13 protein-coding genes and 4 pseudogenes are annotated in these 18,539 nt (G+C 62.7%); 11 read left to right on the plus strand and 6 right to left on the minus strand.

Annotation, left to right across the window (positions count from 1 at the left end; genetic code table 11):
* Positions 1 to 1,125 precede the first annotated feature (1,125 nt).
* Positions 1,126 to 1,325 (minus strand): annotated as a pseudogene (locus HAP41_RS47625) (integrase); the annotation flags it as partial.
* Positions 1,326 to 1,338: 13 nt separating this feature from the next.
* Positions 1,339 to 2,431, minus strand: a pseudogene (locus HAP41_RS47630) (hypothetical protein).
* 232 nt (positions 2,432 to 2,663) lie between these two features.
* On the opposite strand from HAP41_RS47630, the gene HAP41_RS47635 reads away from it, so the two are divergent.
* The 5 genes from HAP41_RS47635 to HAP41_RS47655 all read left to right on the plus strand — a co-directional run bounded on the left by HAP41_RS47635 (position 2,664) and on the right by HAP41_RS47655 (position 8,219).
* Positions 2,664 to 2,909 (plus strand): type II toxin-antitoxin system VapB family antitoxin, encoded by a 246-nt coding sequence (locus HAP41_RS47635; RefSeq protein ID WP_166107005.1) that lies wholly within the window; start codon positions 2,664 to 2,666, stop codon positions 2,907 to 2,909.
* On the plus strand, positions 2,909 to 3,304 hold the full coding sequence (locus HAP41_RS47640) for a type II toxin-antitoxin system VapC family toxin (RefSeq protein ID WP_166107007.1): 396 nt from the start codon (positions 2,909 to 2,911) through the stop codon (positions 3,302 to 3,304). Before HAP41_RS47635 ends, HAP41_RS47640 begins: the two co-directional genes overlap by 1 nt.
* Before the next feature lie 198 nt (positions 3,305 to 3,502).
* Complete coding sequence (locus tag HAP41_RS47645; protein WP_175618592.1) at positions 3,503 to 4,702, plus strand: RHE_PE00001 family protein; 1,200 nt, start codon at positions 3,503 to 3,505, stop codon at positions 4,700 to 4,702.
* A 180-nt stretch (positions 4,703 to 4,882) separates the two neighbouring features.
* Complete coding sequence (locus tag HAP41_RS47650; protein WP_166107009.1) at positions 4,883 to 5,872, plus strand: AAA family ATPase; 990 nt, start codon at positions 4,883 to 4,885, stop codon at positions 5,870 to 5,872.
* 7 nt (positions 5,873 to 5,879) lie between these two features.
* Positions 5,880 to 8,219: a S8 family peptidase gene (locus tag HAP41_RS47655; RefSeq protein ID WP_166107011.1), complete on the plus strand. Its 2,340-nt coding sequence runs from the start codon at positions 5,880 to 5,882 to the stop codon at positions 8,217 to 8,219.
* Positions 8,220 to 8,485: 266 nt separating this feature from the next.
* Here the strand turns inward: HAP41_RS47655 and HAP41_RS47660 are convergent, their stop codons facing one another.
* On the minus strand, positions 8,486 to 8,764 hold the full coding sequence (locus tag HAP41_RS47660) for a DNA -binding domain-containing protein (protein WP_166107013.1): 279 nt from the start codon (positions 8,762 to 8,764) through the stop codon (positions 8,486 to 8,488).
* Positions 8,765 to 8,968: 204 nt separating this feature from the next.
* Between HAP41_RS47660 and HAP41_RS47665 the strand changes: the two genes are divergently transcribed.
* The 3 genes and pseudogenes from HAP41_RS47665 to HAP41_RS47675 all read left to right on the plus strand — a co-directional run bounded on the left by HAP41_RS47665 (position 8,969) and on the right by HAP41_RS47675 (position 10,898).
* Positions 8,969 to 9,304 carry a type II toxin-antitoxin system PrlF family antitoxin gene (locus HAP41_RS47665; protein WP_029083787.1) on the plus strand — a complete coding sequence of 112 codons (336 nt, stop codon included), beginning with the start codon at positions 8,969 to 8,971 and terminating at the stop codon, positions 9,302 to 9,304.
* A 2-nt stretch (positions 9,305 to 9,306) separates the two neighbouring features.
* Entirely contained in the window at positions 9,307 to 9,810 is a 504-nt protein-coding gene (locus tag HAP41_RS47670; RefSeq protein WP_166107015.1) for a type II toxin-antitoxin system YhaV family toxin, read from the plus strand.
* A 252-nt stretch (positions 9,811 to 10,062) separates the two neighbouring features.
* A pseudogene (locus HAP41_RS47675) lies at positions 10,063 to 10,898 on the plus strand (IS5 family transposase).
* 272 nt (positions 10,899 to 11,170) lie between these two features.
* Here the strand turns inward: HAP41_RS47675 and HAP41_RS47680 are convergent.
* The gene (locus HAP41_RS47680; RefSeq protein ID WP_166053720.1) at positions 11,171 to 12,514 is read right to left on the minus strand and encodes an IS1380 family transposase; all 1,344 of its coding nucleotides are present in this window, start codon (positions 12,512 to 12,514) and stop codon (positions 11,171 to 11,173) included.
* A gap of 226 nt (positions 12,515 to 12,740) precedes the next feature.
* Positions 12,741 to 12,917: pseudogene (locus tag HAP41_RS47685) on the minus strand (DUF736 domain-containing protein); the annotation flags it as partial.
* 180 nt (positions 12,918 to 13,097) lie between these two features.
* Here HAP41_RS47685 and HAP41_RS47690 point away from each other — a divergent pair.
* The 3 genes from HAP41_RS47690 (at position 13,098) to HAP41_RS47700 (ending at position 18,170) form a co-directional block, all read left to right on the plus strand.
* Positions 13,098 to 13,982, plus strand: a complete 885-nt coding sequence (locus HAP41_RS47690; protein WP_166106044.1) for a tyrosine-type recombinase/integrase — start codon at positions 13,098 to 13,100, stop codon at positions 13,980 to 13,982.
* A gap of 11 nt (positions 13,983 to 13,993) precedes the next feature.
* Entirely contained in the window at positions 13,994 to 15,199 is a 1,206-nt protein-coding gene (locus tag HAP41_RS47695; protein ID WP_166101280.1) for an IS91 family transposase, read from the plus strand.
* A gap of 607 nt (positions 15,200 to 15,806) precedes the next feature.
* Positions 15,807 to 18,170, plus strand: a complete 2,364-nt coding sequence (locus tag HAP41_RS47700) for a TOTE conflict system archaeo-eukaryotic primase domain-containing protein (RefSeq protein WP_206706271.1) — start codon at positions 15,807 to 15,809, stop codon at positions 18,168 to 18,170.
* A 36-nt stretch (positions 18,171 to 18,206) separates the two neighbouring features.
* Here the strand turns inward: HAP41_RS47700 and HAP41_RS47705 are convergent, their stop codons facing one another.
* Complete coding sequence (locus HAP41_RS47705) at positions 18,207 to 18,506, minus strand: DUF736 domain-containing protein (protein ID WP_166101292.1); 300 nt, start codon at positions 18,504 to 18,506, stop codon at positions 18,207 to 18,209.
* Positions 18,507 to 18,539 lie beyond the last annotated feature (33 nt).

Raw genomic sequence — 18,539 nt, forward strand, 5'->3', positions numbered from 1 at the left:
CGAAAGGTGCAGCCATTGTGCATCGTCTCGATCAAAGAGACCCTCCCGCGCAGCTCCGCAAAGTGCTCCGCACCGTCCCCCTGCCCCACTCTTGCGAGCGCGGGCCGCCGCGACATTATTCACCGCGGATGATGTGAGGCACGCTGAATCCAGCCCCCGTCAACCCGCTTCACCGCCTCGTCAGCGACACGGGCCTTTCAGCGCCCACGTTGGACGGGCGAAGAGTCGGCAACCGTCGCAGATGAATCGAGGGCTTCCCCGCCTACGCTGTACCGCCGCCGGGCAAACAAGCTGTCGACGCTTCGGTCCGGATCTGCTGGACATGCCCCGCCCGGCGCGCGGCGAGCGGATATTCGAGGCAGTCTTCCTTGGTAATGAAATACCATCGACGCCGAAGTCTCCCAAATTCACGACGCTGGATAAACGCCTCTTGCAACGGGGACTTTCTGCGGCGGCGCCGCGTTCCCGTGTGCCGGCAACGGCGGGTCCTGGTTACCATCCCGTTCGCGACCGCGACCGGATAGGCCACCTCGGCCGGGCACGACCAAGCAGCAGAGAACTGGCCTCGCCCGGCTCAATTGTAAATGGCAGTGACTTGGCCCGGCTTCGGACAGTCGGCCGAGGCGACGTCCATCGCCAAGCTTGAGATGCGCTTGGTTCGGCGCATTCGCACGCAGGGGCGCGGCATCGCTGGAGTTAGGGATGGGGCCATCACATGCGGCATTGGGTTGACCCAGTCGAGGGGTGAATCGACCTCGCGGCGGACTGTCCTAATCGAGTTCAACAAGACGAGGCGCCCAGCGCCGAAGGCCAGCCGCTCCTTTGATAGCAAGCGGCAAAACAGCCGCACCGAGCCTCGGCCCGATGGGGAGATCCGCCGAGATCCGAGCTGCGAGCCACTCCAACATAGCGACATCGGACGGGCGGAACTCTTGCCAGATAACAGCGCCCCGGGAAGAGGTTGTTGTCAGCTGACAACAGGGGCTTGCCTGGGATGGATGTTGTCAGCTGACAACATCTCCCTGTTGCGCTGGCTCCCAATCAGCACAGGCTCGCGGGAAGCACCAAAGAGGTGGCATTCATAGAATGCTAACCTTAAAAATTCGGCCTCGGACGAGTTTCGTGCCAAGCTTCGAGATAGGCGAGGTCCGAGGCCAGCGCCCGTTCGCGCGCGAGGTACTTCAGCGTTTCGACGTCGTCGCGGTCAGGAGCGCGGCGAGCCGGTCGCGCCGTTCCATCGGCAGGACCGCCGAGAGCGTATCGAGCTGCAGCGCCCGCCGGGTTTCGGGGTCGGAGATCAGCGGGCGGGAGGTGATGTCGTCCATCGGCGTTGCTCAGTCAGAAGCCGTAAGTTCGATCCGCCCAGCGCAGCAGCACGCGGGCGCCGGGGTCGGGCAGGCGCACGCGCTGCGCCTTCAGGCCTTGCGCAATCGCCAGGCCGACTTCGGGATCGACCCAGTGACCGTGGATCATCAGGAAGAACCAGCCGAAGGGCCGGCCGATCTCGCGGTCCACTGCGTCGATCCGGTCCATCAGGATATGAATGGACGCATCCTTTGGCGGCGCGAGGCGCTCGGCCAGCGGCTGCAGCGGCCGGGGGACAAAGCCGACTTCGCGCTCTCCCTTGTGCGTATAATCGCGGACATCGAGCGCCCAATGTTCGAAGACGCGATGCGGCCTGGCACTCGAGTCCTCCCAGTCCCGAAAGAACCGTAACTCCCGAGGCACGTAGTCGAACCAATCCGGAACCGCCTCAAGAAACGGGGTTTCGCGCGTCCCCCAAGGTCCGACTTCGCGAATGACACGCCCCTCCATCTCGGGCCGCTTGGCTTCGCGTTTATCGCGTTCGATGCGGCCGCAACGATCGAGAAAACTGCGAACGTGGATCACCGCGCCGCCAGCTCGGCCGAGAAGGCGATAGACCGGACCGGCCAGGCGATCCAACTGAGGCGGCTGATCAGTGCGGGGCCAGCTCGGATCGAGCAGTTCCTCTTGGCCAAACGGGCGGTAGTTCGGATTGACGATCGGGCCGGCTCGCCATTCGATTTCTCGCCCGAGCGAGATCTGAACATAGTCGGCTGCGCCTGGCCCGGTCGGTGCGAAGACAAAACGCGCTGGTGCCGCGCCACTCGGTGATCTGCAGGTCCGTCTCTTTCAGGCGGCGCCAAAGCGCATCGATGGCGCCGCCGTCCTTGGCGAACTCCGCCGTCATCCAGGGCCGCAGTTCGCCAATCCGCGTGCCATCCGGTCGAATTACCGAACGGGTGTCGCGCCAGTAGTCATCGTCGATGCGCGCGACGCTGAACTAAAAACCTTCGAAGGCGTGGGCGAGCGCTGGGACGAGGTTGTCGTCAGCCGAGGCCGGATCGAGGTCTGCGAGGACGGCCTCGATTGAACCAGCGTCAGGGAGACGGAGAGGGGAGGCGTTCATCGACTATTGACCATAAAAGCCGCCTCACACGCCGCGAGGGCCGCGCGCTTTTAGCGGGATTGCCGCGATTTCCGTGGCGCGCGATCGGCAGGCTGCGCCCCGTCGCCCTGAGCGGGGGCCGAATCGGCGGGGCCCAGGACCTTGTTGGTCCTGCCAATGGCGCAACCGACCCTTCCCTCTGTGTATCCGAGATGATATATACGGATACACTCCACGATCTAGAGGAATGCGCATGGCTTTCCACATCAAGAACCCGCAGACCGATGCGCTGGCCCGCAAGGTGGCGGCGCTGAAAAAAATCGGCCTCACCGAAGCCGTGCACGCCGCACTCGCCCATGAGCTCGAGCGCGAGCAGGGCAAGCCGTCTTTGGTCGACCTCGGCGTCCAGTTCTGCCGGGATCTGCGCGCCAAGGGCAATCCGGCGCAGGGCCAGCCCGCCGACAAGGCGTTCCGCGACAGCCTGTATGAGGACACCTGATGTTCATCGACGCCTCGGCGCTGACTGCGTTGTTGACCGACGAGGACGAGGCGCGTGAGCTTTTGGCCCGCCTGCAGCAGACCGGAACGCGTCTGACCTCGCCGTTGGCGGTGTGGGAGGCGGCGGTCGCGGTGGCGCGCGTGTTGAAACTTTCGGTCAGCGCCGCCGCGGAGGCGGTCGAAGACTATCTCGCGCTGATGGAGATCGCCGTGGTCGCGGTGCCGCCGGAGACGGCGCGGATCGCGCTCGACGCCTTCGACCGGTTCGGCAAGGGCCGGCATCCGGCGAGCCTCAATTTCGGGGACTGCTTTGCCTATGCCTGTGCCCGGCATCTGCGCCAGCCCTTGATGTTCAAGGGCAGCGACTTTCCGCAGACCGACATCGAGGCCGCCTGAGGCAGCCGCTAGGCTGTCCCTGCAACCGGAAGGGCAAAGCGCCTCAGCATGGCGGGCTCGCAGGCCGATCTGGTGCCCAGACGATGCGACGTCCGGGGGCTCCCAGAACTCAGAATCACCGATTTGCGCCGTGACGTCCAACGCTATCGATAAGGGGTGGTTATCGATAGTGAGGACTGGCCGGGAACAGGCCCCGCTATGACGGAAGCCAAAGCTGTGTTAGCTTCCGTTTCGCCGCTTCCTGTTAAGGTTATCAAGGCCTTGCTGCCCAGCTACAAAATCCCCGAACCGCTGCCCTGGGCCCAGCTCGCCGGGCCGCTCGCCGCCGCCGAGGATGCGCTCGCCCGCCTCGACGAGCGGCTGGCCAAAAGCCCAATACGCGACGGCGCGATCAGCCGGATGCACTTCGCCGACTCCTGCGCCAGTCTGTGGCTCGACGGCGAACTTGTCCACCTCGACGACCTTGTCCTCCACGACGCCGGCATGGACGTCCGCGCCCCGACCCACGAGTTGACCCGGGCTCATGCCGTGCTGCGCGCCCGTCGGCGCATCGCCGAGGCGAAGCCCGATTGGGCGCAGTCCGTTGCCGGGCTCGCTGGCCTCCGCGGGCGGAGCGAGCGAGAGGAGGGGACGGGCAACCGGAAGGAAGTCGAGGGAAGTCTTGGGGTCGACGAGGACGCGGAGCGGGAGGAGGTGGGTTTCGAAGGGCCGCTTGATGCCATCAACACCGATCCCCATCTGGCCGCCGCCCTCGCCGCGGTCGATGCCGCGAACGCCAGGGCGGAGCGCAGGCTCGCCGACGAGGCTCGGTCGCGGCCGGAGCGGGATTCCCTCGTCTACGATCCCGACTGGGACGAAGACGGCCGCCTCGACGACTGGCGCACCGTCGTCGACGAGACCCGCACCCTGCCGCCGACCCTGGCGGCGGCGATCGCCGCGGATGCCTGGGACGCGATCGAACCGCTCGAGCACACGCCTTGGCTCGGCCGCCTGCTCGCAGCTGGCGTGTTGCGCGCGCGCGGCAAGACACGCTGGCATCTACCGTGCCTGCATGCCGGGCTGAAAAGCATCTCGCGTGAGCGCCGGCGGCCGCGCGACGCCGCAGCACGGCTCGCGGTGCAGCTCGAGGCGATGACGGCCGCGGCCGAGGCCGGCCGCAAGGACCACGACCGCTGGCTGATGACCAGAAACCTGCTCACCCGCAAACTCGCCGGCCGTCGCACCACTTCAAAACTGCCGGCGCTCCTCGATTACGTGCTGACCCGGCCGATCGTCTCGGCCGGCATGATCGCCGAAGAGCTCGGGATCACGCCCCGTGCGGCCCAAAACCTCGTCGCGGAGCTCGGCCTCCGCGAGGCGACCGGCCGGGGACGCTACCGGGCGTGGGGGATTCTCTGAAAAGGCGCGCGCTGGTTGGATCGGGTTTGTCCGAAGTCAGTATATGTCTTTCGGACATCCAATTTGCCATCTGTGGCCACCCGTCGGCCATTTGCGTTGTTTAAATCGGGCAGTAACCCCATCGTGAAACGCTTCGATTGAGGTTATGATTCGTCCCACAGGGGAAAGTAAAGCAGAGCCATGGCCCGCGGGGAGTTGATGAAAAAATTGCTGGCCAGCTACGGTCGGGACGATGAGTTCCGCGCCGTGGCAGAGCAAATCATCGACGAGGAGGAAAAGAAGAATAATCGCGTTCTGGCGCGCAGCCTGCGCAAGACGCTCGAGGCTGGCCCGAGCCGGCCGAGCGGTCCCAAGGTGCTCGCGCCCCTCATTCCCTTTCCCGAGGCGGCGGCGGATTTTATCGAGCGGGTTGAGCCACGCCACAGCCGGAACGACATCGTCCTGGGCGCGACGAACGTGCGCGTACTGCTTGGCCTCGTCAAAGAGTTTCGCCGCGCCGATGAAATCCGGCGCCACGGCCTCAAGGTGCGCTCGAAACTCCTGTTCTGCGGGCCGCCGGGCTGCGGCAAGACGCTGTGCGCGGAGATTTTCGCCGCGGAGCTTGGACTACCGCTCTTCCTCGTCAAGCTTGACCGGCTGATCTCGTCCTACTTGGGCGAGACGGCCGGCAATGTCCGCAAGATCTTCGAGTTCGCCCGCAAGCAACCTTGCGTTCTGTTTTTTGACGAATTCGACGCGCTGGCGCGCTCGCGCGATGACAGCAGCGAGCACAATGAGCTACGCCGCGTCGTCAACAGCTTGTTGTTGTTCATCGACCATATCCAGCCGAAGGGCTTCTTGATCGCCGCGACGAACCTGGACCGATCGCTCGATCCCGCAGTCTGGCGGCGGTTCGACGAGGTCGTCTGGTTCGACAAACCTGGCCGGTCGATGATCGGGCGATTCTTGCGGTTGAGGTTCAAGAATGTCGCCCTCGCCTTCGATCCGATGCAGCATGCCGCGGCGCTGGAAGGCTATTCCTACGCCGAGATCGAGCGGGTCTGCACGCAGGCGGTCAAGTCGATGATCATCGACCGCCGCAAGCAGGTGCAGGAACGCGATTTCAATCGCGCCTTGGAAGATGAGGCGCGGCGCCGAGCAGGACAGTCTCGCCTCGCGCCGACGAGCTAGGCGCATCGTGGCACGCTACGATCATCTTGAGCTTGTCCGGCTGCCCGAACAGTTCGAGCGCCGCAAGCTCGGCGGCGGCGGGCCTCCGCCGGCACGCGATCGCGACCAGCACAGCACGAAACTGCGCGATGAACTTAATGCGGCGACGCAGGCGCAGAGAGGCCGGCGCAAGCCTGAATTCGTCGATCCCTCTCTGATCCTGCGCGTGCAAATGACGGGCGCCCTCCTTGAGGAGGACTGGGAGCGTTTGGGGCTTACGGTCTTGTCGAGCGATGCAGACCGCACGCTCGTGCTGTTCGCTTCGAACGAAGACATGCAGGACTTCCGCGCCCGCCTCGATGCCTACCAGCGCGGCGCGCCGCCCGGCCAGAAGCATGCGCCGTACAACAATTTCGTGGCAGGAATCGAGAGCATTGGGTCAGTCGAACCCCGGGACCGGATTGGTTCGCGCTTTCAGGAGGAAGGGTTTGCGGACCTCAACGACTTTGTGCCCCAAACATCCTACCTGGTCGATATCGAGCTTTGGGACCTTGGCGAGCGCCGTCTGCGGGAACGCAAGATCGAGGAGGTCATCCGTTACGTCGAGGCCCGGGCCGGTGAGGTCTTGGATCGCTACATCGGTCCCTCGATCAGCATGTTTCGCGCGCGCCTGACGGGCGAACTCATTCGCACCCTACTTACAATCGAGGAGGTGGCGACGATCGATCTGCCACCTGCGCCGGATGTGACGACGGCGGAAGCGCTCGACCTGACGCTGGCCGATGCTCCCGCGCTGAACGCGCTTGCCGAGGACGCGCCGCTCATCGGCATCATCGACAGCGGCGTCAACGATCACCCGTTCTTGGCGGATATTGTCGCCGGCGCGATCGGCGTTCCCGCCGATCTCGGCACGGCGGACGTTTGGGGTCACGGCACCCGGGTCGCCGGCGTCGCCGCGTTTGGTGACCTGCGCGCACAGCTTGCCGTCGGCGCATTGCAACGCGGCGCCCGTATCTGTGCGGCGAAGGTCGTGAACGACCGGGGTGACTTTGACGATCGCCGCCTCGTGCCCTCCCAGATGCGCGAGGCGATCACGACGCTGAACCTGCGCTTCGGCTGTCGGATCTTCGTCGTTGCCCTGGCCGACCGCCGACGCGTTTTCGACGGCGGCAAGGTGGGGACGTGGGCGGCCACGCTCGATGAACTGGCGCGTGAGCTCGATGTCGTCATCATCGTCTCCTCCGGAAACCGCAGCCCGCGAGGCGGCAATCGCCTGGAACAGGCGGTGACCGAATATCCGCGCTATCTTCTGGAGGACGCCAATCGATTCTTCGAGCCCGCGGGCGCATTGAATGTGATCACCGTCGGCGCGCTCGCGCATGGCGAGGGCCTCGATCCGGATCGGGCCGAGGATGTGGGCGTGCGCCCGATCACGCTCCTGCACGAGCCGGCGCCGTTTTCCCGGATCGGACCGGGGCCTGGCGGGGCCACGAAGCCTGACGTGGTCGAGATTGGCGGCACGCTGATCTTCGACCCCATCGTCGCGCGTCTGCGGGGCGGGGAGGATCTCGGCAGCGCTGGCGTCCTGACGCTGTATCACAGCTATCTTGATCGCCTGTTCACGGCGGGTTCGGGCACATCCTATGCCGCCCCACGAGTTGCGTTCAGCGCCGCTCAGATCCTGACGCGCTTCCCGCATGCCTCAGCCAATCTGGTGCGCGCGCTCATCGTGGGTTCCGCGGAAATCCCGCAGCCAGCCCAGGAGCGGCTTCAGCTGCTTGGTGTGGACGCGACGCGCGCGATCTGCGGGCACGGCCTCGTCGATCTGGAACGCGCGGCCTTCTCCGACGACGCGCGCGTCACGCTCTACGCAGAAGACGAGCTCGCCCTCGACCATTTTGCCGTCTATCGCATTCCAATTCCCGAAGCGTTTCAAGCGGGAAATGGGGAACGCTGCATTCGCGTGACGCTGGCGTTTGATCCACCGGTGCGACACACGCGAACCGATTATGCAGGTGTCGGCATGAGCTTCCGGCTGATTCGGGGCTGCCAACCTGATCTGATCTTCGAGCACTACCGAAAGCGCGAGCAGGACGATGGTCCATTTCCGGAGCTCGCCGGGAGATACAATTGCAATCTCGTTCCCGGTCCCCAGGCGAGGGAGAAGGGGACCGTCCAATCCGCCACCGTCACGTTCAAACGTGGCATCGAGGACTATGGGGATAGCTACTATCTTGTCGTGCGCTGCGAAAGCGGCTGGGCCACCCATGTCGATCGGCAGCAATTCGCCGTCGTCATCGAACTCTTGCAGAAGGCCGAAGTGCAGCTCTACGAAAGAGTGCGGCAGCGGCTGCGTCTTCAGGCGTGACGCACCGGCGGAATGCTTAAACAATTCGGTGTGGAATTCAAGGATAGCGAGACGCCACGAGGGGCCGAGCGAGCGACGCGCAATCCTCGAACGCGTGATCGCCGCAAGCCTGCCGCAGGAAACGGCGAGACAAGAGCATGCCGACACGATGCACCGGCATTAGCCGCTGCCAACGTGAAACGTCAAACTCAGACTTGATCCCCTTGATTGAGGCCGCGGCCTTGCTGACTTCGCGTTGCTCGAGCAGGTGGCAGGCCCAGACGCGATCAATGCGGCGCCCCGCCGCGAAGCAAATGCCGATAGCCGTACTCAGTCATCCAGCGAGCGCGAGCTAGGTGTGTCTGCCAGGCGCGCCGAGCACGCTCAGGCTCTTGGGCCGGATTAAGGTGCAGCACGATCCGCGCAACCTCTTTCCAATCGGCGCCGTCGGCTTCGGCATGGAGCAGGCGCAGGTAGGTGACCAGGTGCTCTTCGTCATAGCCGGTCAGAACGGAGGCGGTCGGTGCTTCGTCGGCGACATCCTGGTCAAGCAGGGGCTTCTGCATGGGCGACTTTCGCGCGCGAGATTCTGGCGACCGAGCGTAGGCTAGATGCTGCACCGGCGAATAGATCCCAAATGCGCACCACGCGGTGCATCACCGGCATCCTAGGGCGCCCTGGCTGCTGCTGTGTCTCGATAGCGTCGGTGGCGCCTTGACATACAATGCAAATGCATTACATCGAAGAGTGTGCAACCCCCGGAGCCGGCCATGGCGAAAACGGCTGAAATTCTCGAAATTCCCGCCACCATCACTGAGCGTGGCCAGACGACCGTGCCCGCGGCAATCCGGAAAATGCTCGCGCTCGGCAAGCGCGATCAGGTGGTGTTTCGCGGGCTTGCGGATGGCACCGTCGTGATCGCGAAGAAGGTGGCCCAGGTCGAGGATGGCGATCCCGTGATCGGCAAGTTTCTCTCATTTCTCGCGCGCGACATGGCGAATGAACCGTCGCGGATTCGGCCGGTGCCGCGCTCACTCGTGTCCCGCGGCAAGGACCTGGTCAAGGGCGTTAAGGTCGATCTCGACGCGCCGCTTGCGGACGACTAGGCGTGAGCCACAAGACGCTCGAAATCAACGGCTGGACGATCTACGCGCACCCGTTGTTTCTCGACCAGCTTGAGGCGATGGTCGGCGCCGTCGAAAAAGCGCGGAAGAAAGACCCGCAAGGATACAAGAAGAAGCGCGCTACAAAACTACTCGCAGCCGTTCTCAAGGTCGCGTTCGAAGACATTCCGAACGACCCGACGCGCGACGCCTACCGCCAGGGCGGCACGCTCGGCGACGCGTACAAGCATTGGTTCCGGGCAAAATTCCTACAGCAGTTCCGGCTGTTCTTTCGCTACCAGCAGTCCGCGGACGCGAAGGTGATAGTGTTGGCCTGGGTCAATGACGACACGACGTTGCGCGCTTATGAGAGCGCCGACGACGCCTACGCGGCGTTTCGCAGGATGCTCAATCGCGGCAATCCGCCCGACAGCTGGCCGGACCTGCTCGCGGCGGCGAGCGCAGATTCGGCGAAGCAACGGCTGGCTCGCGCCGCTCCCAAGACATAGCTCTCGCTCGGCCAGCAACCGAGCGTTCGCTGGGGTTTGGGCGGCTCGGCGGATGGTCGCGGAGCAACTCGCCACCCCGACGCGACGCAGGATCTCGTCGCGGAGCTAGGCCTCGCAGGGCTAATCGGGCTCCTGGTGCGGGATCGATAAAGCTCACTCTCCTCGCTTAGTGTCTGTTCCAAAACATGTTGAGTCGAATGAATCGGTTGTGATTCAAGGTGAGCGGCCTGATTCGATGGGGACGCGCCGCCAATGTGGACTACCGAGAACCGTGCACGCTACGACCGCAGCCGCCTGCGCTATCCGAGCGACTTGACCGACGAGGAGTGGGCGCTGATCGCGCCTCGCATCCCGCCGGCCAAGCGCGGCGGCAACAAGCGTACGGTGGACCTGCGCGAGATTGCCAACGGGCTGATGTACATCCTGAGCACAGGTTGCCAGTGGCGCGCGATCCCCAAGGACCTGCCGCCGCGCTCGACGCTGTATGGCTACTTCGATCTGTGGAGCTGGAACGGCACGCTCGATAAAATTCATCACGCCCTCTATGTCGAATGTCGCGAAAGGGCCGAGCGCGAGGCTTCTCCCACCGCCGCCATCATCGATAGCCAGAGCGTGAAAAGCGCTGAAAAAGGGGGCCTCATGATCTCCATGGCTACGACGCGGGCAAGAAGATCAAGGGCAAGAAGCGGCACATTCTCGTCGACACGCAAGGCCTCTTGATGCACGCCATCGTGCATGCGGCGGACATCCAGGATCGCGACGGCGGCGTGCTCCTGATGGCAACGTTGTTCGGCCTCTATCCCTTTCTTCTGAAGCTCTACGCCGACGGCGGATATCAAGGGCCACATTTCCAGAAGGGGCTGCGTAGCGCTCTGAAGCGCGTGAACCTCGAAATCGTCAAACGCTCCGATCAGGCTCACCGTTTCGTCGTCTTGCCCAAACGCTGGATCGTCGAGCGTACCTTTGCCTGGCTCGGGCGATGCCGAAGACTGTCCAAAGATTGGGAATGCTTCAATCACAGGGCGCTCGCCTTTCTCAAGCTGGCCTCCATCCGACTCATGCTGCGAAAGCTATGCAATCCAAGGTAATCTTTCCGGACAGACTCTTAGATTAATGTTCGTTATCGTAGTCCAACTACGACTTTGGCCTCGAGTTTCAAACTGGTCGGTTCATACCCTCGTAACAATAAGCTAACCCGCCCTATTCGTGAGAGCGCGGTATTTTGGTCCGACTGGTGCATCCGCACACCTCCGCTGACGAGGCGCACAGGATTGCCTTCGGCTTTTCACCGCCTGACGACCGGTACTTTGCAACGCGCTTGAGGGATGGGTTGGGTGAACGCGGGCGGACGCCCCACCGGTCAAGGACCGAGCGGCAGCAGCGCGCCGGGCAAGCTGCGGATCAGGTCGGCTTCGGGACATGCCGCGGCGAACGCAAGGCGAATGCGGCTCTTGGTCTCGACAACCCGGGCGGCGATTTTCAAGAGCCGAAGACGCAGCGTCGCGAACTCGGCAGTGGCCAATTCCCGGACTTTGGGAATGGCGTCGCGCACGGTCAGCATCAGCCAATAAGCGGCGGTATGGAGAACGAGGCGGACTTGATTGGCGAGCGCCGAACGGCAACTGGTGCGATCGGAGGCGAGCTGCGTCTTATGCAGCTTGATCAGATTCTCGGCTTGGCCGCGCGCGCAATACAGGCTGTCGTAGATCCACTCGGCCGAGCCGACATCGAGGCTGGTGACGACGAAGCGGATGTCGAGGCCGAGCATCGTCGCCTCAATACGGGCGACGGTGCGTCGTTCGCGATCCCAGGACTTTGCCTTGTGGCGCGTCTCGGTATAGCCGCGCAGAACCGGCAGGTTCTCGATGGCGCGTCGCGTGCGGATGTCGTCGGCGACCGCGTCGACTTTTCTGGCGAGCGGCTTGGTGCCGGACAGACCGAAGATGTAGTCGATGCCGTTGGTCTCGCACCACGCCATTGCCTCCGGCCGGGCATAGTGCCCGTCGCCACGGAACGTAATTCGCGTGTTGTGCCACCGCGTCCGGATATGCCGTACCAGGCGGCGCAGATGGGCACGCACCTCGACGCCGCCCGGCGTCTTGCCGGGCCGCAGCACGACCGCCACGGGCCGGCTCTTCTCCGTGTCGTAGACGTGGATCGGCAGGAAGCAGCGTTCGTCATAATGAGCGTTGAACAGCGAGAGCTGCTGATGGCCGTGGACGACATCGCAGGTATCATCGATGTCGAGCGTGACGGATGCCGGCTCGCGCGGGTAGCTATCCATCCATGCGTCGACCAAAGTGTAGGTCAGTCGGATCACGTCGCGCAGGCGCGGAGCATTCTCCAGACGCGACAGCGTCGGTTGGGAACACAGATCGCGACCCGTGTCCGGCAGCCGTCCGCAGGCCAGCTTGAATGCCGGATCGGACCGCAGATGATCGAGGTCGTCGGCGTCCTCGTAGCCGCAGCAGATCGCGAACATGCGCGCGCGGAACATATCGACAAGGCTGTGCACGACCCGCGTCGGATCGCGCCGATCCGGGAACACCCGGGCCAAATTGTCGGCCAAGCCGAGACGCCGCTCGGCCATCGCCAGAAGCATCACGCCCCCGTTCGAGGTCAGCCGACCGCCATCGAAGGCAGCTGTGACTTTCTTGGCGTGAACGGCTGGAAACGAGAAGGGCAGAATCGTATCATCGGTCATGGCGGGCCTGGTGTTCGCGGCTGAAGGTGATGGGGTTGGCTTTGCAACCGAATCCTACGCCGCATCAGCGCTTTACACCACGCTCGCCAGCCTCTCAGGCGCCCTCTGACGAATAAGACGGGCTAAACGGCTCCATACCCGCGCCTGAGGCCCTGAGCGTGCGCACATCTGCTGGTGTCAATGCAGACGCGGCCCCGCCTTTCGGCGAGGCCGCTCTCGCGGGCCCTCAGTCCCGGCTGGGGCGGGACCAGATGAGCTGAAGACCTTCCTGGCCTTCCACCTCAATCAGGGTGGCATAGATTGGAGCCGGGAAGCTCGGGTCGTCCAGCTTGACCGAGAGGTAATCGCGCTCGGTGTCCCTGGCGGTCTTCTGCCAAGCCGCTCCTAGCTCGACATTGGACGAACCCGCTCCGCGGGAGGGTATCCGCGTTGAGCGTGGGGTATCCCCCTTGAAGCCAGCCCGTGTCTCTGACCCCGACACCACCCGTACAGCGACGTAATCCATTCCATTTCAGACGCGCTTGCCCTTGGCAAGATGGTGTTGCTGCCCGCGCGCAGCGTCCCCCTTGCCAAGGAGTTCGCTATGACCTCGCTTCGGTTACGCATGATGGAAGACATGCAGGTACGCAACCTGTCGCGACACACACAGGATTCGTATTTGCTGCAGGTTTCGCAGTTCGCCCGGCATTTCGCTAAATCGCCGGCTTTGCTAGGCCCGGAGGATATCCGAGCCTACCAGGTCTATCTGACGAACGAGAAAAAGCTGGCGCCACGTTCGGTGCACGTGACCGTCGCAGCGCTTCGATTCCTCTACCGCGTCACGCTCGGCCTCGATTGGGATTTCGACCAGGTCATTCCGTGCCCAAAGGCGCCAAAGACACTGGCCGTCATTCTCAGCCCCGAGGAGGTGCTGCACTTCCTTGGCTGCATCGAGAGCTTCAAGCACCAGGCGATCCTGACGACATGCTATGCCGCCGGCCTGCGTATTTCCGAGGCGACCCGCCTGAAGCCTGAGGCCATCGATCGCCAGCGCATGGTGCTGCGCGTCGAACAAGGCAAGGGACAGAAGGACCGCTACGTCATGCTATCGGCCAGGTTGCTGGAGGTGCTGACGGACTATTGGCGCGCCGTGCGACCCACCGGGGGTTGGATGTTTCCCGGCGCCGTTACTGGAGAACCGATATCGACAAGCGCCGTGGATGCCACCTGCCGCAAGGCACATCGGGTGTCGAAACTCTCCAAGCCGGTGACGCCGCATTCGCTGCGGCACGCATTTGCGGTGCACCTGCTCGAAGCCGGAACCGATCTCCGCACCATCCAGCTCCTGCTCGGCCATCGCAGCCTGTCGACGACCGCCCAATATTTGCGGATCGCTACCAACAAGGTCTGCGCGGCGACGAGCCCGCTTGAACTGCTGCCGCGCCCAATCCCCAAGGCTTCCTCGCCGCCAACGCCCGAACATTTCTGACGGCCAACCTCATGGGCCGCTCAAGTCCGGAGGTCGCGGATATATTCCGTCGCTACGGTGCTGCCTGGCGAGAGCAGCACCGGGCCTCGCTATCGACCGAACGACGCGCAGCGATGACTGCCATCGAGCGCTGCCGAACGTCGGCGCTCGGAGGGCATGTCGAACAGTGTGACCGCTGTAGTGAACGACGGATCGCGTACAACAGCTGCCGTTCCCGCAGTTGCCCCAAGTGCCAGTGGCTCGCCCGAGCGGAATGGATCGAGGCTCGGCGGGAAGAGCTTCTCGATACGCAGTACTTCCATGTCGTCTTCACCGTTCCCGACGAGATCGCCGCGATTGCCTTCCAGAATGCCAGCACGGTCTACAAGATCCTGTTCCACGCAGCCGCCGAGACTTTGCGCACCATTGCTGCCGATCGGCGACATCTCGGCGCGGAGATCGGGTTTTTCGCGGTGCTTCACACCTGGGGTCAGAATCTCAGCCATCATCCCCATCTCCACTGCGTCGTGCCCGGCGGCGGGCTGTCGCCTGACGGGAGCCGCTGGATCGCGTGTCGTCCCGGCTTCTTCCTACCAGTCGCCGTGCTCTCCCGACTCTTCCGGCGATTGTTTCTCGAAGGCCTGCAAAGAGCATTCGATGCCGGTGAGTTGCGATTCTTTTCGTCATTGGAACGGCTGCACGATCCCGTCGCATTCCGGCGCTATCTGGATCCCGCCCGCCAGGTCAACTGGGTGGTCTATGCCAAGCCACCCTTCGCGGGCGCTGAGCAGGTTCTGGAATATGTCGGACGCTATACACACCGGGTGGCAATCGCCAACAACCGGATCGTCGATATCGAGGATGGCAAGGTACGCTTCCGGTGGAAGGACTATCGCAACGAGAACCGGCAAAAGGTGATGACGCTCGACGCCGGGGAGTTCATCCGGCGTTTCCTCGTCCATGTCTTGCCCGAGGGATTTCAGCGCATCCGTTATTACGGTTTCATGGGCAACCGCTACCGCAAGCAAAAGCTCGCCCGCTGCCGCGAACTGCTCGGAATGCAGCAGTCCGATACGCCGGTAAAACCGAAGGAAGGGCGCGATTATCGCGACAAGGTCGAGGAGCTGACCGGAGTTTCCCTGCGAGAATGTCCCTTTTGCCGTCAAGGGCAGATGGTGTGCATCGAGGTGCTCGCGCCCGTTGCGTCACACGACCCACCTCTTATGGACACTTCATGACGGTCGGGCTTTTCAACTCATTGATCATCGTGCTTTCCGTCTGCCAAGGCAGACAGCAGGCGTCCTATTGTCACGCCTCCGACATCGAGCCCTCCAGGCGCTGGCGTCGCCGGTCCTTTCGTCCGGGAGACCATATCTCGATTAGAATGTTTCGCATCAAGACCGCATCCAGCATGTCCCCGAAGCCCCGGCGACGGCGCTGTCCATCGGGAAGCAGCATCCAATTTCCATAGCGGCAGCTGCGCGCTAGGCGGCTTCGTCCAACACGTTTTTAGATTACCGGCGCACTCGCAGCTGCGCACTTTGAAGTTTCGGTACCGCGCCGCCAATCTAAAAACGCTCTCTATTATGCGTAGAGCGGCATTATGCGGAGTGTTGGCCTGTGAGGCTGGATTTCCGCCGGTTTTGGTGGATTTTGCTCCGCATAATGTCGAACACCTTGGGCCGTCGTGACGCATAGTCCGCCTTAAACGGAGGTCGTCTTTGGTCTATGTTTGCGCGCGACATGAACATTTAGGCGTAGGCTACAAAGTTGGTCGACAAGAATGAAGCTTCGGGGGAAATCGCACGCATTCGACGGCGGTTAGCTGATCTGAATGCAGAGCGGATGGAGCTTGAGCGTGAATTGGAAGCGCTTGAGCAAAAGCTGATCTCCGGTAGCCGCGCGGCCGAACGGCACGCTTTTGCCGATGCCTCTGTTACCAACAACTCCTCATCTATCGAGAAAATCGAGTTGTTCCGGCGCCTGTTCGCCGGGCGGCCCGATGTTTTCCCGGTGCGATGGGAAAATAGAAAAGCTGGACGCTCCGGTTATTCGCCGGCCTGTTCCAACGAATGGGCGAAAGAAATCTGCGGGAAACCGAAGGTAAAATGTGGGGAATGCCCGCATCAGGCTTTCATTCCTCCTTCCGAGGACATCATCGAAAAGCACCTTCGTGGCGGCGATACCCGCACCGGTGACTTTGTCGCCGGTGTATACCCGTTGCTCCAGGACGAAACATGCTGGTTCCTCGCCGCAGACTTCGACAAGGAGGCGTGGGCGGAGGACGCCGGGGCGCTCCTGCAAACCTGCCGCGGCAGAGGCATCGCTGCCGCTCTCGAGCGGTCCCGATCGGGAAATGGCGGCCATGTCTGGATATTCTTCGGCGAACCGATCCCGGCGCGGACCGCGCGCCAGATGGGGGCGGCCCTGATCACGGAGACGATGGAGAAACGTCCCGAGATCGGCTTCTCCTCTTATGATCGGTTCTTTCCCAACCAGGATACGATGCCACTTGGTGGCTTCGGCAATCTGATTGCACTTCCCCTCCAACGAAAAGCTCGCGAAGTTGGCAACAGCGTTTTTGTCGACAGAGATCTGCGACCTTACGACGACCAATGGGCGTATCTGTCTTCTCTCCCAAGATTATCAGCTGATGCGGCCTTCGGGATCGCCAACGAGGCGGAACTGTCAGGACGGGTGTTGGGCGTCCGGATGCCGGTCGATGACGAACATGCTGACGAGCCGTGGAAGATGTCGCCGTCACGCCGTAGTGAGCCACGGCGTATCAATGCTGCGATACCACAGCAGATCAGGATCGTGGTCGCTGATCAGATCTACATCGACAGGACAGAACTTCCGCCGGCCCTGATTGCGCAGTTCGTTCGCTTGGCAGCGTTCCAGAACCCGGAATTCTATCGCGCGCAAGCAATGCGTTTGCCGACATTCGGCAAGCCTCGAATCGTCTCGTGCGCCGAGCTCCATCCTCGACATGTAGCTCTGCCTCGCGGCTGCTTCGACGAAACTGTCGAACTCATCAAGAGTCACGGGGCGGTCGCCATTTTGGACGATCATCGCGAAGATGGAACGGCGCTGCCTGCCGGCGTCTCATTCCAGGGCGGACTGCGAGGGCCACAATCCCGGGCTTTCGATGCTCTCGTTGCCCACGACAGCGGCGTGCTCGCCGCCACGACGGCCTTCGGCAAGACGGTTGTCGCAGCCGCACTCATCGCACATCGCGCCCGCAACGCACTGGTTCTCGTTCATCGCCGGGAACTACTCACTCAATGGGTGGAGCGCCTGAGTTCCTTTTTGAACATCGATCCGAAACAGATCGGCGTTATCGGGGGTGGAAAAAGAAAGCCGACCGGCGTCATCGATGTGGCGCTCATCCAGAGCCTCGTCCGCAATGGAGAGGTCGCTGATATCGTTGCTGATTACGGTCATCTGATTGTCGACGAATGCCATCATCTGTCCGCTGCAAGCTTTGAGCTTGTCGCTCGGCGGTCAAAGGCGCGATACGTCGTCGGCCTGTCCGCGACCGTTGCCCGAAAGGACGGGCATCATCCCATCATCTTCATGCAATGCGGCCCTGTTCGCCATCGGGTCGATGCAAGAGTTCAGGCTGCCGAACGTGGCATTCGTCACCGCGCCCGCGATCGCTCGACGAAATTTGAATTGCCGCCGTCCTTGGCGTTGGCCGAACGCCCGTCAATGCCGGCGATCTATGCAGCCCTGGCGCAGGACAGTGGCCGGAATGACCTGATCTTTGATGATGTATTGAAATCGCTTGAAGCCAAGCGTTCGCCCATCGTTCTGACAGAACGAAAAGACCATCTCGAATATCTTCGTCAGAGATTCTCGCCATTCGTGAAAAATCTCGTGGTGCTGCGTGGCGGCATGTCCGCGAAGGATCGCAAAACAGCCAACACGGTGTTGAATGTCCCTGATGATGATGAGCGTCTGATACTCGCAACAGGCCGCTACATTGGTGAAGGCTTCGATGACGCTCGACTCGACACGCTGTTCCTGACGATGCCGATCGCCTGGAAGGGAACATTGGCACAGTATGTCGGCCGCCTGCATCGCCAGCATGATGGCAAGAAAGATGTTTTGGTCGTCGACTATGTCGATAATACCGTCCCGGTTCTGGCCCGGATGGGAGCGAAGCGACGAGCGGGTTATCGCGCGCTGGGCTACGTGATCGAGTAGTGGCGCCCCGCTGAGAGCGGAGCGCCGTTGGGCCAGTCATCGCGACCAGATGAGCTTGTGCTCGCCCTTGTCACCCTGAACTAGGGAGGCGTAGACCGGAGCCGTGAAGGACGGATCGTCGAGCTTGAGCGAGAGGTACTCGGCACCAGTCTCACGGGCGGTCCTGCTCCAGCCGGCGCCGAACTCGACACCGTTGGCGGTGACGCGATAGTCGGGCGCCTTGTCGTTGTCGCGGTCGCAGGGTTTGATGGTGGCCTTGACGTTGAGGGTGAGGGTCTTGATCGTGCCGGCGAAGGCGCCGTTGTCGTCGCGGGTGAAGGTGCCGATCTGAGCCATTGTCGTATCTCCTGAGAGTTCCCCGAAGCCGCC

The sequence above is a fragment of the Bradyrhizobium barranii subsp. apii genome, from assembly GCF_011516635.5.
Classification (GTDB): Bacteria; Pseudomonadota; Alphaproteobacteria; order Rhizobiales; family Xanthobacteraceae; genus Bradyrhizobium; species Bradyrhizobium barranii.